Raw genomic sequence first — 17259 nt, 5'->3', positions numbered from 1 at the left:
AATGCGGTAGTTTGGGCCCGAGATCGCCCTTGGCCGAGGATTGCATTCTCCAGGGGACGGTGGACGAATGAGATAGGGGCAACCTTTCGGGTCGCGAACCCTAAGGCCGACGCGGTCCCGGGCTTATCGATGATGATGGGTTGCAGAGAGCGGGCAGATCAAACAGCCAATCTTAAGATGTGACGAAATCACGGTAGATCGACCTGGGTGAGCGCTACCGATTTTCGACGAGAAGACGTCTCGTGCCGCATGAGAAAGCGTTCAAGGACGCGGACAATCGCGATCAGCAGCAGGTTGATCACCAGGTAGAGCACCCCGGCAATGGCGAATATCTCGAAGATCGCGAAGGTCTGGCTCATCAGCCGCTTGGCGTAACCGGTGATTTCGAGCACCGTGATCGTCGAGGCGAGGCTGGTGCCTTTGACGACAAGGATCAGCTCGTTGCCATAGGCCGGCAGCGCCTGGCGGATGGCGAGCGGGAACTCGATGCGGCGGAACCGCAGCATGCGCGACATGCCGCACGCCTGGGCTGCTTCGACGAGACCGACCGGAACCGACATCAATCCGCCGCGCAGGATTTCTGACGTGTAGGCGGCCGTATTCAATGCAAGCGCCAGCACGGCGCAGCGTGCGCCGTCGCTGATCACCCACCACAAAGCCGCATTGTCCTTGATCAGCGAAAGCTGGCCAAGCCCGTAGTAGAACAGGAATATCTGCACCAGCAGCGGAGTCCCGCGAAAAACATTGCTGTAGTATTTGGCGAAACCTGACAACAGCCGGTTCGACGACAGCCGCATCAGTGCCAGACCGAGGCCCAGATTGAAGCCGATCAGCACCGAAACGAAGGTCAGCGCTGCCGTGACCCATAGGCCCTTCAGCAGAACTGGAGCCGCAAGCTGGATGAGGTCTATCATACTGCTTTTCTCGTCCGCAGCCTGAGCAGGCGTTCGATCCCGTCGAAGCCGGCCTGGCTTACAAGGGTGATGAGCAGATAAACCACCGCCGCGATCAGGTAGAAAATAAATGGATGGCGCGTGGAATTCGCGCCGATGAAGGAAACGCGCATCAACTCCTGAAGACCGACCACGGAAACCAGGGCCGTATCCTTGATCGTCGTCTGCCAGACATTGTTGATGCCGGGAACCGCGATGCGCAGCATCTGCGGTGCGATGATGCGGCTAAAGATCCGCCAACCCGACAGTCCCAGCGCGCGAGCGGCCTCGATATGCCCATCGGGGATCGCGCCGAGCCCCCCGCGCACGACCTCGGTCGAATAGGCGCCGGAGATCGCGCCGATGGCGATGACCGCGATGACGAACGCATAGCCGCTCTCCGCGACACCGGCATAGCCGAACGCTGTCACGACCTTGGTCACGAATTCAACCGAACTGAAGAACAAGAGATAGATAATGAGCAATTCGGGCACGCCACGCACCAGCGATGTATAGGCATCGACCAACAGTGAAAGCGGAAATATCCGGGCCCATTTGATGAGACCGCAGACGATGCCGATCACCAGACCGGCCGCCATGCTGACGAGACCGACGAGGATCGTTATCGACGCGCCGCGCAGGATGGCGGTGACCCAACCCGCTTCCCAAACCTGCCAGAGACCGAATTCCATCTGAGTTCCCTAAATGTGCCGCGTGAATGAGACGCATGCGCCCGGCAGCCCGGACGCATGCGAGAGCTTTTCAGCGTTTATTTGCAGGGCCGGGAGATGTCGGTCTTGAACCATTTCTGGCTGGCCTTGCCGACCGAGCCGTCGGCGATCAACTCGCAAAGCGCCTTGTCGATCTTGGCTTTGAGTTCGGTGTTTTCCTGCGCGATGCCGACGCCAATGCCTTCGCCGAGCGTCGGATCGAAGGTGCTCTTGATCTCGACGCCGATCAGCTGAAAATTCTTGCCATCGGGCTTGTCCAGGAAGTCCTGCAAGGCGGATTGATCAGCGAAAGCGGTATCGATGCGACCGCTCGCCAGGTCGATCTGCATCTGGTCGAGCGTGTCGTAGGTCTTGAGATCGGCATTCGGGGCGCGCTTCTCGAGGAAATGTGCGTGGGTCGTGCCGGCCTGCACGCCCACCTTCTTGCCGTCCAGCGATTTCAACAGCGTGTCGACATCAGTGATGGCGGCGAGATCCGAACCCTTGGCCGCCACGAACATGTTGGCCAGTTCGGCATAGCCGGCGCTGAAATTGATCTCTTTCTTGCGGTCGGCGGTGATCGACATGCCCGAGATGATGACATCGAAGCGCTTGGCCTTCAGTGCCGGGATCAACCCGTCGAACGCCTGCACGACGAAATGGCACTTCACGTCAAGCTTGGCGCAGAGCAAGGCGCCGACATCGGCGTCGAAGCCGGTGACATTGCCGTTGGCGTCGGACATGCTCCATGGCGGGTAGGCGCCTTCCGTGCCGATGGACAGCTCGCCTTCGGCCGCCAATGCGCTGCCCATGGTTCCCGTGAGAAAGGCAAGCAGCGTCAAGACTTTCAGTTTCATGTCAGTTCCCCTTGTTGTTGGTCTTCATTGCAGTTGTCCGGTCCGAACCGGACGCTTCGAGGATGCGGCTTCCTCAAAGTGTCCGGGCCAGGAATTGGCGCAGACGCTCGGAGCGCGGACTGCCGAACAGCTCCGCTGGCGCACCCTCTTCCTCCACCTTTCCCTGGTGGAGAAACAGAACCTTGTGGGAGACCTCGCGCGCGAACTGCATCTCATGCGTCACGAGGATCATGGTGTTGCCTTCCTCCGCCAGCTGGCGAATCACCCGCAGCACCTCGCCGACCAGCTCGGGATCGAGCGCCGAAGTCGGCTCGTCGAAGAGGATGACCTTGGGCCGCATCGCCAGCGTGCGGGCGATCGCCGCCCGCTGCTGCTGGCCGCCGGACAACTGGCCGGGATAGTGGGCATGCTTGTCGGCGAGCCCGACCTTCTTCAGCAAGGCGTGCGCGTGTTCGATGGCCTTCTCGCGCGGCTCCTTCAGCACGTGCCGGGGCGCCTCGACGATGTTTTCCACCACCGTCATGTGCGGCCATAGATTGAAGTTCTGAAACACCATGCCGACGCGCGCGCGGATACGCTCGACCTGCGCCATGTCGGCCGGACCAAGACGGCCGTTCGACACCGGCTTCATCTTGATTACCTCGCCGTCGATGGAGACCTTTCCGCCGTCCGGCTGTTCCAGAAGATTGATGCAGCGCAGGAATGTACTCTTGCCCGAGCCTGACGAGCCGATCATGGAAATCACTTCGCCGGCGTGAGCGGTAAGATTGACGCCCTTCAACACCAGAAGCGAGCCGAAGCTCTTGTGAAGCTCGTCGATCTGTACGGCCGGCGTCGTGATCTTTGCTTCGTCAGCGGGCGCCGGATCGGCAACCTCAGCGCGAACGGTGGGTGACGACGGTTCGCCTTTGATGGCTTCGTCCTGATCCAGCTCGACAGCCTTCAGGTCCGCCAGCGCGCGGTCGAAATGGCGCAGACTGCTGGACAGGCAGGCGCGCTGCCAATCCGGATCATCCGGAATGAAGGCCGAGCGCAGCGTCTCCCGGATCCGCTTGCCGAGCGGCGAATCGAGCTTGCCGAACAGATGCAGCCAGTTGTCGGCCTGCACCGCTTCCATGACGGCAGGCCCCTCCAGGGTGCCGCATTCGACGACAAGCGGCAGCACGCGCGCGTTCGGCATTGCCTTGCGCACGGCGTCCGAGACATAGCCAGTCGCCGTCGCCGCGATGCCGGTGCCTGTCTTGGCGCCCGGGCCTGTCAGCACGGTCGTCAGCGCTGGCCCGAAGATGGATTTGCCCCAGGCAAGACCGGCATGCTCGGAACTCGCCACCGAAAGCAGTGCCGGATAACCGTAAGGCCCCGCTCCCGTATGCAGGTCGAAGACGATGGCCTGCCGCGCCTTGGCGGCAAAGGTCTTCAGGATTTCGTTCAACGTCCGATTCGACCAGACAGGGCCGCCGCCGCCATAGAACATCCCGTCGGCGAACTCATATTGGCCTGCCTCGATAATCGCCGCCAGCCCGGCGTGCCCAAGCCTCTTGCGCGCCGCGGCGAGCTTCTCGTCAGCCGCTATTCGATCCGGCCCTTCCCACTCGCGGTATGCCACGGCGTCGTGGAGACCGGCATAGCCGTTGTTGACCGGAGCACTCGCCGACCAGTCGATGAAGTTACGGTTGAGGTCGACATTGTCTTCGTTGACGCGCCGCAACCACGCCGTGCCCCAGGGATTGATGAGATGGATGGCAAGGATCGCGATGTCGTCAGGCAAGCGCCGCAGGTTTTTCTGGCCAAGCCAGGCGGTCTGGCAGGCCGAGCCGAATGGCCCCTCGACGCCATGCGTGCCCGAGATGACCACGATCAGCTTGCGCGCATCGCGTCGGCCCAGCAGCGCCACATCTGTCGCCAGGGTCTCGCCATCCGGTCCGTTCAGCGGATGGACATACTCGGACAGTTCTGCGCCCGCCCGCTCCGCCGCTTCGCGAAAGCCCTGGCGCAAGGCGGCAAAGTCGCCGGGATAGGCTAGTGCCGGCTCATCATGGCGCGTCGCTGATTCCACGGGACGTCGGGTGGTTGCGGTCAATCCGTTCATTCCCTGCGGTTGCGGCATGGGGCTACTCATCGTTGAGGTCGCTCGTGTTCTTGGGGGGCAATCGGTTCTCATTGCCGGAAGGGGATGGGCTTGAGGACCGAACGAACCAGGCATCGCGGGGAAGCACCTTGTCGGGGTTCATGATCGACCGCTCGTCCAGCGCTCGTTTCACGCGCTCCATCGCGTCGAGCTTTGTCGGGTCAGCTGTCGCCAGCAGGGAATGGATGCGTTTTGACCCAACTCCGTGCTCGGCGGAAAAGGAACCGCCAATCTCCCCGAGCTGTTGATAGAGGACGCGCTCGACAGCGATCGCCACGTCAGGCGCCAGCGGGCCCTTCCGGTTGAGGATGATGTGCAGGTTCCCATCGGCGAGATGTCCGAAGACATAGGGTGCAAGATCCGGTTCGACGGCGGCGAGCCCGGGCAGGATTCTGTCGAGATAGGCCGGAATTTCCGACAATGGGACAGACACGTCGAAGGAAGGCGCGTGGGGATGAGCGCGGTAGAGCACGCTGCTGTCCTCGCGCAGCCGCCACAGGTCGTCTTCCTGCCGCCGCGAGTCGGCGATGATGCCGGTCGCTTCGGGATACTGCTGCATCGTCTCCAAATAGATCCGCTCGAAGTCCTCGCGCAGCGCGCTTTCGCGCGCGCCGCCAAGCGACAGCAGCAGGAACAGCGGCTGATCGAGCGGCACACTGCGTTCAGACCATTCATGCGCGGCGGCGGCCAGGCTGAAATACGAGGTCCACATCGCCTCGGCCGCGCGCAGATGCCCGGCATCCGATTCAAGCGCCAGCCGAGTTGTCCGCAGGGCCGCCTCGACCGATGGCAGCCCGAACAGCGCGGTCGCTGTGGCGCGCGGTGAAGGATCGAGCTTGACGGCCACTCGGGTGACGATGCCGAGCGTGCCCTCGGCGCCGATAAAGAGATGCTTCAGATCATAGCCGGCGGAATTCTTCACCACCCGTGTCAGGTCGGAATAGACCGATCCGTCGGCCAGCACGGCCTCGAGGCCAAGCACGCGGTGGCGCATGACGCCGTTGCGAAAGGCCATCACCCTACCGGCGTTGGTCGACACCATGCCGCCGATCGTCGCCGAGCCGCGCGCGGCAAGGTCGATGCCCGGCTCCAGCCGGTGTTCGCGCGCGGCCGTCTGCAAGGCTTCGAGGGTGACGCCGGCACCGACCACCGCCACGCGTTCAAGCGGATCGAGCCGCTCGATGCGGTTCATGCGCGCCATGGAAAGAACGATCTCGCCTGGCCACGAAACGTCGCCGCCGACCAGGCCGGTCTTCCCGCCTTGCGGCACCACCGGAACCTCGTTCTGGCGGCAGATGCGCACCACCGCCGCGATTTCGGCGGCCGATGAAGGCGTGACGACGATGCCGGCGCCGCAATCCGCGTCACTGGTGCGTACGTTCGCGGCGCCAACGGCGTCGCGCATCGCGTCGACAACCAAAAGCGGGACCGCCCGTTCGTCCCGTATCGTTTGCCTTGGAGACACGAGGCCGCTCATTGCGCCATCAACCCCTGAAGCGCTGCGATCAGTCGGTCATTGTCAGCCGGCAGCCCGATAGTGGCGCGCAGATAGTGCTCATAACCGGCTTCGCGCCACGCCTTGACAATGATCCCCTGCTCCAGGAGGGCAGCGGCAAGGCTCGAACTGTCGCCTTTGCAATCAAAGAAAAGGAAGTTTGTCTGCGACTGCGCGACCCCCAGGCCAAGGCCGGCAAGCCCGGCGGCGGTGCGCACGCGCTCGGCCCTGACGCGGTCGGCCGACGCCTTCATCCAGCTTTCGTCGGCGAGTGCAGCGATGGCCGCGGTCTGCGCCGCCGCATTGACGTTGAATGGCGTCTTGGCGGCGGCAATCACTCTTGCCAGCTCGAGGCCGGAGCAGACGGCATAGCCGACGCGCAGCCCCGCCAGGCCATAGGCTTTCGAGAACGTCCGCAGCACCACATGGTCGATGCCGCTGCCGCGCAGGACCTCGATGCCGTCCGGCGCGCCGGCATCGGCGAATTCGAAATAGGCTTCGTCAAGGACAAGAAGGGTGCCTGGCCGTACCGCGCCGATCAGCCGTTGCAGGCTGGAATGGTCGAGCCCCGGCCCAACCGGATTCCAGGGCGAGGATATGAAAACGAGACGCGGCCTGGCGGCGATCGCCGTTTCAAGCGCGGCAAGGTCGAACCCCATTTCGGGTGTCATCGCCACCTTGATGACATCGGCCCCTGCCGCCAGGGGCTCTATCTCATGCAAGCCGAAGCTCGGCACCGTGGTCACGACAGAGGTGCCCGGCACCAGGACGGCGCGCGAGATGGCGGCGATCATCTCCTCGGAGCCGTTGCCGGCAACGATCAGCCCGGGATCGACACGAAGTCTTTCGCCAAGTGCTGCTCGCAACGCCGTGCAGGCCGGATCGGCATAGCGCCATGGTTCGAAGGATGAGGAGGACAATGCGGCCATGACGGCTGGAGAGCAGCCATCCGGGTTCTCGTTGCTGGCCAGCCGGGCAATGTCGTGACGGCCACTCAGCTTCCGTGCCATCGCGATGTTCATGCCTGCATTGTAAGGTGGCAAGGCCGCGATATGCGGATTGAGCGGCAGGCTCGACGCTGGTTTGACCGACTGTTCCAAATCCCGACTTCCGTTTCCCCGCGCCCAGACGCGGCATCAAGATCTTGTCAAATATCCAGGACGACTGATCCGCTCGGCCTGGAGCAGCACAGCAGCACTTCGCCTGCTCCCAACTCGTCCAGGGGTTCTTCAAAATAGGCGACTTCACCCGAAATCAGCCGCGACTTGCATGTGCCACAGATGCCGGACCGGCAGCTGAATTCCGGCGCCAGGCCCTGGTCCTCGGCAAAGTCGAGCAGCGATGCCGCCTTGCCATCCCAGACCGCCGTCAGTCCCGATTTTCGAAACTCCACAGTGGCCACCTCGCCCGCCGGCTCGATCCGTGCCTGCTGCGCCAGCGCGGCAGGGGCTCGGGCGGCATTAGGCTCCAGCACTGTTGCCGGGCCGAAAAATTCGTATGCGATGCGAGGCTTCGGCACGCCAAGCCCGCGCAGCATGGCGTAGACCGCCTGCATGAAAGGCGGCGGGCCGCAAAGGTAGAAATCATAGTCGTCGATCGGCAGCAGACGCTGCAGCACATCCTTTGAAATCATGCCTTCGCTGTGGAAGTGCCCGTCGGCCCTGTCGCGCTCTGACGGAGACCGGTAACAATAGTGGGCGCGCAGGCCAGGCCGTGTTGCGACAAGGCCCGCGACTTCATCACGCAAGGCATGCACGTCGCCGTTCTCGCAGGCGTGAATGAAGACGGCACGGCGATCCGGCATTGCAGCCAGCGCATGCAGCATCGATACCATCGGCGTCAGCCCAACGCCGCCGCTGAGCAGCACCACCGGACGGCTGCTGGCCTTGTCGAGCACGAAATCGCCGCGTGGCCCTTCGGCCTGGAGTACATCGCCAACGTCGATCCGGTCATGCAGGAAGCACGAGCTTGCTCCGTCGGGCAGACCCGGCGCGGGTGCTGCTTCACGCTTCACGCTGATCCGGTAGCGACCCTTAGCGGCCGGGGAACAGGAGACGCTGTAGTTGCGCAGCACATATGCCTTTTCGCCGGCTCCCTGCGGCATAGGTATCTTGAACACCAGGAACTGCCCTGGCTCGAAGTCGCGCCAGTCCTCTGGATTGACCGGCTCGATATGGAACGACGTGATGATGGCGCTTTCGCGCACCTTCGCGACCACCTTCAGGTCGCGAAATCCGCTTCTTGCGATAGTGTCGCGAGCGGTGAATGCGTTCATTCGGCGGCCGCCAATTGCTGACCCTCGCTGGCGATCAGCTTGGCCAGGTTGCGGCGGAAGCGCAGTGGCCCGACATCGATCTTGAGATCGAGATTGGGTGTGCGCTTGTTGGCCATGCCCTTGTGCACCGCATTGAGCACGGTGCGATCCTCATCGAAAGCGCCGCGCACGGAGGTGGCGAACTGGCGCGAAACCTCCAGATCGTCCGGGGCGAAATTGCGCATCTGGAACCAGTAATATTTGGTCTGGTTCTCATCGACCGGCGTCATGAAATTGTAGCTGTCCATGAGGAACACGTCCTCGTGCAGCGGCTTGCCTTCGCCGCCGGTGCGGGCGGGCACGAAGATCGCCTTGATGATCGCGTTGGAGGGGTAGCGCACCTCGTAGTGCTGCTTGCGGTCGCAATTGCCGGAGAATTTGAGGAAAGGCGCATAGAAGGGCGCCGGCGCGGCATCGACCACCCAGCGCCATACGGTCACGCCGTCGGCGCCCACGGTGGTTTCGAGCGGTACATCCTCCATGGCCTGGACCCCGCCGAAGGACGACTGGTGGACCCACGACACATGCGAGGGGTCGAGCAGGTTGTCGGTCATGTAGAGATAGTTGCAATCGAGTGCCATGGACTCGCCGCGATTGACGCCCCATGCCGGATCGCCCCAATGGTCGACGGCGAAAATCAGCGCGGGGTCGGCCTTTGACGCTTCGCCCATCCAGACCCAGAGCAAGCCGTAGCGCTCGGCGATCGGATAGGAACGAACGCAGGCGACATGCGGTATCTTTTCGACGCCCGGCACCCGCGTGCAAGTTCCCGCGCTGTCGAAGGTCAGGCCGTGGTAGCCGCATTCGACCGTATCGCCCTTGATGCGGCCCATCGACAGCGGCAGCTTGCGGTGCGGACAAGCGTCTTCGAGCGCCGCCACCACGCCGTCGGTGCGGCGGTAGAGGACAATGTCCTCGCCAAGAACCCGCGTTGGCACCAGCCGGTCGGCAACCTCATGGTCCCATGCGGCAACGTACCAGCAGTTTCGAAGAAACATGGCGTCCTCCCGGGCTTGTGAACGCCCAAACGATTATCTTGCGGACCGGGGACGACATAGGGCTTGCATCTGCGTTCTATTTTAGAAAAACTAAATCAAGCTGACCCCAGGATGGTTGCCCAAGTGAACAAGACGCCCCCGCTGCGTGCGATACAGGCCTTTGAGGCGTTTGGCAGGCGTGGCAGCGTGACGGCCGCGGCAAACGAGCTCGGTGTATCCGTTGGCGCTGTCAGCCAGCAGATTCGCAAGGCCGAGGATGCCTTGGACGCACGGCTTCTGGAACGTCGCGGCAGGAGCGTCGCCCTTACAGCGCTGGGCCGCGTCTACCACGCGGCGGTTTCCATCGGCTTCGAAAAGATACGCGGGGCCCAGGATGTCATCGAACGGGCCCGTTTCGCCGACACTTTGACCATCTCCTGCCTGCCGTCGCTCGCCAGCAAATGGATCGGTCCGCAGCTTCTGGATTGGCAGATCGGCCATCCCGGCGCCACCGTGCGGCTGGTCGGCGCCGAGACAGAGCCAAGGCTGAGTGCCGAACAGGTCGACTTCCGCATTTCCTACGGCACCAAATATCGTGATTTCGAGCACTACACCGAGTTGTTCACCGACTGGGTGGTGCCGGCCTGCTCGCCCGCGCTGCTGGCGAAACATCCGGTCCGTAAGCCCGCCGATATCCTCGATCTGCCACTTCTCAGTATCGAATGGGCGCGCGACCATCGCTCGCCGCCTACATGGGCGGAATGGGCGGCAAGCATCGGCGCGGTGCACCGCAAGACATCAGGTGAAGTCGCCTTTTCCCTGTCGAGCGCCGCGATCGATGCTGCGGCCAACGGTAGGGGCTTCGTGCTGGCACAACTGTCGATGGCCGCCGACGACATCGCCTCGGGAAGGCTTGTGGCGCCGTTCGACAAGCGTATCAGGCTGCCGGAGCCCTATTTCCTGGCCTGGGACCGGGCGATGCTGGAGAAACCTTTTGGGCCGGAGCTGCGAACCTGGATTGTTTCAATTTCCAAGCGGCTTGGCGCAACCTTGGCAGGTTTAGCCGAGCGCTGATCTCGGGACGCACATTCCGTTCTGTTCTCACAAAGGTCGGATGGTCGGCTGACTGAATGTCTGAAAGACCCAAGTGGTCGGAAAAGCCCCGTCGCACATCCGCCCTTCGCGATCGAGTTTTAGCCGACGCTCGACCTCGGCCAGCAGCCTGAAGCCGCGCCGCCATGTCCGTTCTCGCCACATCAATTCAACCTCGATGATCCACGACAAGGGCAAAACTGCTCGCCCTCCCCGAGTTCTGACGGACGATCATCGGCAACGTCTTGACGCTCGCTGCCGCCATCGCCGCCTTCAACCCGCTGTGCGCCTGTCCAATCCCGAACGCGTCCCGACTGGCTCCTCAGGCGCATTAAAGACTAACGTCGTGAGCAGGACAGCGGCAGCGAGGACCCTGTAGTACCGGGCGTCGAATCCGAAGAATTTGAAAACAAACGGGGCGATGATAGACACCACCCGGACGGCCCGATTGACGCAAAGTCGAATAACAACCTACCCGAGAGTTTGGCTTGCCAGGGCATAGCTCTCCGGTCTGGTCGCACCGCCGACGGCAAAATCGGTTAGGCGTTTGCCCAGCGACATGGTCAGCACCGTGTCGAAGACTGGCATTCCAGCGTGCGACAGAAAGGTGGCGAACTCGCCAGTGTCCATATGGGTGTCGATCCGCAGGAATGACCCTAAATGGTCATGGACGTGTGGCCGGACGATCGCCACGGCATCGGCGTCGCTTTCCGCCACGACCGGCCCCACGACGTGGCCCCTCCCGAATGGCCGGCAGAGCGCGAATGCGCTCAGCCTGCCATCCTTGAAAAGACCATAGCCGGCCGAGTGTGCGAAAAGCCTTTCGATGAGCGCCGCCCGCCTCACGCCAAATCCTGCCGCGTCGAGCGCGATCGCTGCCGGAATATCCTTTGGGTCCAAGGTCCTGACATCGAGAATGTCCGCCGGGCGACCCGTCGTCTCCAGGCGGGCGACGCCCTGGCATTGATAGACAGTCTTCTCCGGCTGGAAATCGAGCGAGAGATAGAGCCGCCTTGCCGCGCGCGTTGCATTGAGACGCAGATCGCAGCCGACGACGTTCTCGAAAACCCGCTTCATCAGCCATTGCCCCGCCCCCAGCGTCTGAAGTCGCGGCGAGGTGATCACCATGCCCACGGTCGCGAAATCGGTACCATGCGCGAACCACATGGCCGAACCAAGAACCCGGCCGATCTCATCGAGCGCCACGAACCCGTGTCCCGACTGCCGCAGGAATTGCCAGTCTTCAGCGCGATGCGGCCATCCCACGGAGAGCGAGAGTGCATGCAAGCGGTCCAGCTCAACGCCTTCGATGTCGCCAATCCGCATCGAGAAGGTATCGATTTTCAAGCTTCCGGACGGCTTCAATTCCATGCCCCTGAAAGATTATCGTACTAGAAGGCGACGTGTCGCTGGCTACTTTCCGGCTGCCAACGCTAAACAAGCAGACCGATACGATTTGCTCGAAAGCCATGCGGCAACGCTAGATTCAACTGAAACACTTCCGCTTTCGGCACGCAATCGCGAAAGAACGCGCACATCCTCTGCCGAAATCGAGTAGCCGACGGCATCGATCCCGGCAAACCCGAAATGCCAAACCCGAAATGCTTTGAGGGCTGGAATGGACGTCTTCGACATCCTGGACCGACTTGTCGCCTTTCCGTCGGTCGCCGGCAAGCCGAACGGCGATATCGCCGGCTGGATCGAGGCCTATCTCGCAGAGCACGGGACGCAGGCTGCCCTGCTCCGAGGGCCGGAAGGCGACCGGTCCAATCTGTTCGCGACGATCGGCCCCGCCAACGTCCCTGGCTATATTCTGTCCGGCCACATGGACGTCGTCCCCGCCAGCGAGCCGCGATGGAGTTCTAGCCCTTTCGCGCTGCGCAAGGAGGGCGAACGGCTCTATGGACGCGGCACCACTGATATGAAGGGGTTTCTTGCCGCGGTGCTCGCGACGGTGCCTCTCTTGGCGAAAATGCACCTTGCCAGGCCGATCCATCTCGCCTTCTCCTATGACGAGGAGGTGGGGTGCCGCGGTGTACCGCATTTGATCGCCCGCCTTCCCGGACTTTGCGCGAAGCCGCTCGGCGTTATCGTTGGCGAGCCGAGCGGCATGCGCGCCGTGCGCGGCCACAAGGGCAAGGCGGCCGCCCGCGTGATCATCAACGGGCGCTCCGGCCATTCCTCCCGACCCGATCTTGGGCTCAACGCCATCCATGCCATGGCCGATGCGCTGAGCGCGGCCGTGACCGAGGCCGAACAGCTGACGCACGGTCCGTTCGACCCTGCCTTCGAGCCGCCCTACTCCTCGCTGCAAGCCGGCGTGGTGACTGGCGGACATCAGGTCAACATCATCCCCGACACCTGCACGCTGGACCTCGAGGCGCGCGCCATACCCGGCGTCGACCCCGCCAGCCTGCTAGCGCCTGTAAGGGCGCGAGCAGAGGCCCTTGCGGCCCACGGCTTTCGCATCGAATGGGCGCCGCTGAGCGCCTATCCGGCGATGTCGCTGCCGCCAGATGCGCCGCTTGCGGGACTGCTGCACGTCTTGACCGGCGAGGCGCCGCTTGCCGCCGTCAGCTACGGCACGGAGGCCGGGCTTTACCAGGCCGCCGGGTTCGATGCGATCATCTGCGGACCGGGCGACATCGACCGCGCCCACAAGCCGGACGAATACATACTCACCAGCGAACTCGCCACCTGCCAGCGATTGATCGAGGCGCTGGGCGCCCGCTGCGCGGCTTGAAGGGAACCGGAATGACATTCCTGTTCAATTCCGATGCGCGGCGCGGGGCGATCTTCGCCGATGCCTTCGCCAAGGAGCTGCCGGACGTCCCCTTCACGATGGATGCCGCAACGGTCGATCCCGACGCCGTGCGCTATCTCATTACCTGGACCGCGCCAGAAGACCTCGCCCGCTACAGGAACCTGGAGATCCTGTTTTCCATTGGCGCCGGGGTCGACCAGTTCCGCCTCGATAGCGTACCGGAGCAGGTGAAGATCGTGCGTACGATCGAGGAAGGCATCGTGCGCATGATGCAGGAGTATGTGGCGCTGGCCGTGCTCGCCCTGCATCGCAGCCTGCCTGCCTATCTGGCGCAGCAGCGCGCCGGCGAATGGCGGGACGTCCCCCAGCTGCAGGCCGGGTCGCGCCGGATCGGCGTGCTCGGCCTCGGGCAGCTTGGCCAGGCCGTCCTCGACCGCCTGAAGCCCTTCGGCTTTCCGCTCGCCGGTTGGAGCCGCTCTCCACGGCAGATCGAAGGCGTGACCTGCCATCACGGCGAACTCGGGCTGGAGGAGATGCTCGCGGCCAGCGACATACTGGTCTGCCTGCTGCCGCTGACCGAGGAGACACGCGGTTTCCTCGATGCCCGCCTGTTTGCGAAGCTGCCCAAGGGCGCGGCCCTCGTCCACACCGGCCGGGGCCCGCAGCTCGATCACAAGGCGCTTGTCGCCGCTCTCGACAGCGGCCACCTTTCGGCGGCGATGATCGACGTGACCGATCCCGAACCGCTGCCGGCCTGCCATCCTTTCTGGCGGCATCCAAAGATCGTGCTGACCCCGCATGTCGCCAGCGTCACCCAACCCGTGACAGCCGCGCTGGCCGTCATCGAAAACATCCGCCGCCACCGCGACGGGCTCGACCCTATCGGGCTCGTCGACCGGTCGCGCGGCTATTGAAATCCAAGCTGAAAGGCCATCCCTTGTCCCTGCTCAAGACCGTCGATACCAGCCCTGCATTTCCCCCGCGCGAATCCGGGGCGCTGCCTGAACGGCTGATTGCCGGCAACCCCGCCTTCAAGTCCTGGGCGCAGGACGTCGCCAAGGACGACCTCGTCCATACCGGCGTCTGGGAGGCGACGCCTGGGGAAACGCGCTCAATCAAGGGCGACACTTTCGAGTTCTGCCACATCCTCTCGGGCGTGATTGAAATCACGCCCGATGGCGGCGAGGTGGTGACCTACCGCGCCGGCGATAGCTTCGTGATGAAGCCTGGTTTCACCGGTGTCTGGAAGACCATCGAGACGGTGCGCAAGATCTACGTGACGGTCGGATAGCGGAACCTGCATGACGTACTGGCCTGCGCCGAAGAATTTGCCGTCTCTTGCCTCGAGCACACAACATTCATCGGCAACGGATCACCGAACAGCGCATGCTGCCTGGCAGTACGCGCTACGCTCCAGTCAATGCTGGAAAGCGGTCACCCTATGAACCGAGCCTCGATATGAGCCTGAGCTTCGATCCGGATACGGTTCCCCTCCCGATTGGCCATTTCATCGGCGCAGAGCTTATCGCGGACGATGGTGCGATCGAGATGCGCCGTCCGTCCGACGGTAAGGTCTATGCCGACTGTCCCGTGGCTGACGCGGATATCGTCGACCGCGCTGTGGAAAGCGCCAAGGCGGCGCTGAAGGCCAGCAACTGGGGGGGCGTCAGGCCGCGCGAGCGCACAAGGGCGCTGCACGCCTGGGCCGACCTGATCGAGGCGGAAGCGGCAACGCTGGCTCGGATCGAGGCGCTGTGCTCGACCCGGCCCGTCGGCCAGCTCATCGCCGGCGACATCGCCGTCACCGCCGAGCAGATCCGCTTCTTCGCTGAGTTCGCCGACAAGGAAGGCAGTGAGCTGGTGCCTACCGACGACACCACTCTCGGCATGATCATGAGCGAGCCCCACGGCGTGGTCGGCGCGATAACGCCGTGGAATTTCCCCATCTCGATGGCCGGCTGGAAGCTCGGCCCGGCGCTGGCCGCAGGCAACGCGGTCGTGCTGAAGCCCTCCGAGATGACGCCGTTTTCCGCTGTCTGTTTGGCGCAACTCGCGGTGAAGGCAGGCCTGCCGGCAGGGCTCGTCAACGTGGTGCTCGGCGATGGGCCGACGACCGGCACGGCGCTGACCGGCCATGCCGAAATCGCCAAGGTCTCCTTCACCGGCTCTACCCGCGCCGGCTCGGCCATCATGGAGAACGTCGCCCGCACCGGCGTCAAGCCGATGACGCTGGAACTGGGCGGCAAGAGCCCGCAGATCGTCTTTGCCGATGCCGATCTCGACAAGGCGGCGACGGCGATCGCCGGCAGCGTCACCTTCAACGCCGGCCAGGCCTGCGTGGCCGGCACGCGTCTGATCGTCGAGAAAAGCGTCGCCGACAAGCTGACGGCCGCCATCCTGGAGCGGATCAAGGTGGTGCGGCCAGCTCCTACCTGGGACGACGCGACCCAATATTCGCCAATCATCTCGGAACGGCAGCGGGCGCGTGTCGATGCCATCGTGCGTGCGGCGGTCGGGGCCGGCGGAGAGTGCCTGAGCGGCGGCAACGTTATGGACGACCCCGGCTATTTCTATGAGCCGACGCTGATCGCCAATGTCGATCAGGCCAATCCGGCGATCGTCGAGGAAATCTTTGGCCCGGTCCTGACAGTCCAAACATTCGAGACCGAGGACGAGGCACTGGCGCTGTCCACCCATCCGACCTATGGGCTGGCTTCCGGCCTGTTCACCTCGGACCTGTCCCGCACGATCCGGTTCGCACGCAAACTCGAAGCGGGCACCGTCTGGGTCAACCGCTACAGCCGCTCGCGAGACCATATTCTGCCCACCGGCGGCTACAAGCGCTCCGGCATCGGCAAGGACCTTGGCCGCGAAGCCTATCTCACCAACCGCAGGACAAAGAGCGTCCTGATCAGCCTGTAAAGAGATGCCGATGAAGTCCTATTCGATCGCCCTGATCCCCGGTGACGGCGTCGGACGCGATGTGACCGCCGCCGCCTGGTCCGTGCTGGAGACAGCGGCCGGGCAGGCCGGCTTTGCCTTGACCGGAACCGAGTTCCCCTGGTCCTGCAAATTCTACAAGGAAACCGGCCGCATGATGCCCGAGGACGGCATTGAGACTTTGCGCAGCTTCGACGCGATCCTGCTAGGCGCGGTGGGCTGGCCGGCGGAGGTGCCGGATTCCGTTTCGCTGCATGGCCTGCTGCTGCCGATCCGCAAGGCATTCGTGCAATATGCCAACATCCGGCCGCACCGCCTGCTGCCAGGCGTGACAGGCCCGCTGCGGGCGGAAGGTTTCGACATTTTGTGCATCCGCGAGAACACCGAAGGCGAATATTCCGGCGCCGGCGGGCGTGTGCATCAAGGCACGCTGGACGAGGTCGCAGTGGAGACCTCGATCTTCACCCGTGCCGGCGTCGAGCGCATCCTGCGTTTCGGCTTCGAGCAGGCGCGGACACGGCGCGGCAAGCTCGCCTCCGTCACCAAGTCCAACGCGCAGAAATACTCGATGGTGTTCTGGGACGAGATCGCGCAAAAGCTGGCCGCGGAATACTCTGACGTCGCCGTGACCAGCTATCATGTCGACGCGCTCGCCGCGCGCATGATCATGGCGCCGGAGAGCCTCGACGTGGTCGTCGCCTCCAACCTGTTCGGCGACATCCTCACCGACATCGGCGCGGCGATCCAGGGCGGGCTCGGCTACGCCGCCTCGGCCAACATCAATCCCGATCGCTCGGCGCCGTCCATGTTCGAGCCGGTGCACGGCTCGGCGCCCGACATCGCGCATCTGTGCATCGCCAATCCGATCGCCGCCATCTGGTCCGGCGCCATGATGCTCGACCATCTCGGCGAAGCGGCCGCCGCCGGCCGGGTCATGCAAGCGGTCGAAGCGACAACCGCGCGCGGCATTGGAACCACTCCGGGCAAAGACAGAACGGAGGCCATCACGGCCGCCGTCGTCGCCGCGCTCTCCTGATTGCAAGGTCGTTC

General features: G+C 63.6%; 16 protein-coding genes. 6 read left to right on the top strand and 10 right to left on the bottom strand.

Features of this window, described 5'->3' with window-relative positions; all coding sequences use genetic code 11:
* Nucleotides 1-188: 188 nt before the first annotated feature.
* The 8 genes from CK226_RS24500 to CK226_RS24465 all read right to left on the bottom strand — a co-directional run bounded on the left by CK226_RS24500 (nucleotide 189) and on the right by CK226_RS24465 (nucleotide 9434).
* Complete coding sequence (locus CK226_RS24500) at nucleotides 189-914, bottom strand: ABC transporter permease (RefSeq protein WP_095793310.1); 726 nt, start codon at nucleotides 912-914, stop codon at nucleotides 189-191.
* Entirely contained in the window at nucleotides 911-1624 is a 714-nt protein-coding gene (locus CK226_RS24495; RefSeq protein ID WP_095793309.1) for an ABC transporter permease subunit, read from the bottom strand. The genes CK226_RS24500 and CK226_RS24495 overlap by 4 nt, the downstream gene beginning before the upstream one ends.
* Before the next feature lie 77 nt (nucleotides 1625-1701).
* Nucleotides 1702-2499, bottom strand: a complete 798-nt coding sequence (locus CK226_RS24490; RefSeq protein ID WP_095793308.1) for a transporter substrate-binding domain-containing protein — start codon at nucleotides 2497-2499, stop codon at nucleotides 1702-1704.
* Nucleotides 2500-2572: 73 nt separating this feature from the next.
* Nucleotides 2573-4555, bottom strand: a complete 1983-nt coding sequence (locus CK226_RS36040; protein WP_179301122.1) for a DUF2817 domain-containing protein — start codon at nucleotides 4553-4555, stop codon at nucleotides 2573-2575.
* 55 nt (nucleotides 4556-4610) lie between these two features.
* On the bottom strand, nucleotides 4611-6032 hold the full coding sequence (locus CK226_RS24480) for an FAD-binding oxidoreductase (protein WP_245437827.1): 1422 nt from the start codon (nucleotides 6030-6032) through the stop codon (nucleotides 4611-4613).
* Between the two features lie 68 nt (nucleotides 6033-6100).
* Nucleotides 6101-7222, bottom strand: a complete 1122-nt coding sequence (gene hisC, locus CK226_RS24475) for a histidinol-phosphate transaminase (protein WP_095793305.1) — start codon at nucleotides 7220-7222, stop codon at nucleotides 6101-6103.
* A gap of 47 nt (nucleotides 7223-7269) precedes the next feature.
* Nucleotides 7270-8397: a 2Fe-2S iron-sulfur cluster-binding protein gene (locus CK226_RS24470; RefSeq protein WP_095793304.1), complete on the bottom strand. Its 1128-nt coding sequence runs from the start codon at nucleotides 8395-8397 to the stop codon at nucleotides 7270-7272.
* On the bottom strand, nucleotides 8394-9434 hold the full coding sequence (locus CK226_RS24465; protein WP_095793303.1) for an aromatic ring-hydroxylating dioxygenase subunit alpha: 1041 nt from the start codon (nucleotides 9432-9434) through the stop codon (nucleotides 8394-8396). The genes CK226_RS24470 and CK226_RS24465 overlap by 4 nt, the downstream gene beginning before the upstream one ends.
* A gap of 111 nt (nucleotides 9435-9545) precedes the next feature.
* Here CK226_RS24465 and CK226_RS24460 point away from each other — a divergent pair, with 111 nt between their 5' ends.
* Nucleotides 9546-10487, top strand: a complete 942-nt coding sequence (locus CK226_RS24460) for a LysR substrate-binding domain-containing protein (protein WP_179301121.1) — start codon at nucleotides 9546-9548, stop codon at nucleotides 10485-10487.
* A 27-nt stretch (nucleotides 10488-10514) separates the two neighbouring features.
* Here the strand turns inward: CK226_RS24460 and CK226_RS35360 are convergent, their stop codons facing one another.
* Together CK226_RS35360 and CK226_RS24455 are read right to left on the bottom strand one after the other, a co-directional pair.
* Nucleotides 10515-10697 carry a hypothetical protein gene (locus CK226_RS35360; RefSeq protein ID WP_143750386.1) on the bottom strand — a complete coding sequence of 61 codons (183 nt, stop codon included), beginning with the start codon at nucleotides 10695-10697 and terminating at the stop codon, nucleotides 10515-10517.
* Between the two features lie 279 nt (nucleotides 10698-10976).
* On the bottom strand, nucleotides 10977-11876 hold the full coding sequence (locus CK226_RS24455) for a GNAT family N-acetyltransferase (protein WP_095775953.1): 900 nt from the start codon (nucleotides 11874-11876) through the stop codon (nucleotides 10977-10979).
* Nucleotides 11877-12123: 247 nt separating this feature from the next.
* On the opposite strand from CK226_RS24455, the gene argE reads away from it, so the two are divergent.
* From argE to CK226_RS24430, 5 genes are all read left to right on the top strand, one after another.
* Complete coding sequence (gene argE / locus CK226_RS24450) at nucleotides 12124-13248, top strand: acetylornithine deacetylase (protein ID WP_095793302.1); 1125 nt, start codon at nucleotides 12124-12126, stop codon at nucleotides 13246-13248.
* An 11-nt stretch (nucleotides 13249-13259) separates the two neighbouring features.
* The gene (locus tag CK226_RS24445; RefSeq protein ID WP_095793379.1) at nucleotides 13260-14183 is read left to right on the top strand and encodes a glyoxylate/hydroxypyruvate reductase A; all 924 of its coding nucleotides are present in this window, start codon (nucleotides 13260-13262) and stop codon (nucleotides 14181-14183) included.
* Between the two features lie 23 nt (nucleotides 14184-14206).
* A complete protein-coding gene (locus CK226_RS24440) occupies nucleotides 14207-14560 on the top strand; it encodes a cupin domain-containing protein (protein WP_095793380.1) in 354 nt (117 codons plus the stop codon).
* Between the two features lie 167 nt (nucleotides 14561-14727).
* Entirely contained in the window at nucleotides 14728-16191 is a 1464-nt protein-coding gene (locus CK226_RS24435; protein ID WP_095793301.1) for an aldehyde dehydrogenase family protein, read from the top strand.
* Between the two features lie 10 nt (nucleotides 16192-16201).
* Nucleotides 16202-17245 (top strand): tartrate dehydrogenase, encoded by a 1044-nt coding sequence (locus CK226_RS24430; protein WP_095793378.1) that lies wholly within the window; start codon nucleotides 16202-16204, stop codon nucleotides 17243-17245.
* Nucleotides 17246-17259: the final 14 nt, after the last annotated feature.

The sequence above is a fragment of the Mesorhizobium sp. WSM4311 genome, from assembly GCF_002295115.1.
In the GTDB taxonomy this organism is placed as follows: Bacteria; Pseudomonadota; Alphaproteobacteria; order Rhizobiales; family Rhizobiaceae; genus Mesorhizobium.
This window is presented reverse-complemented; position numbering and strand designations above follow the sequence as displayed.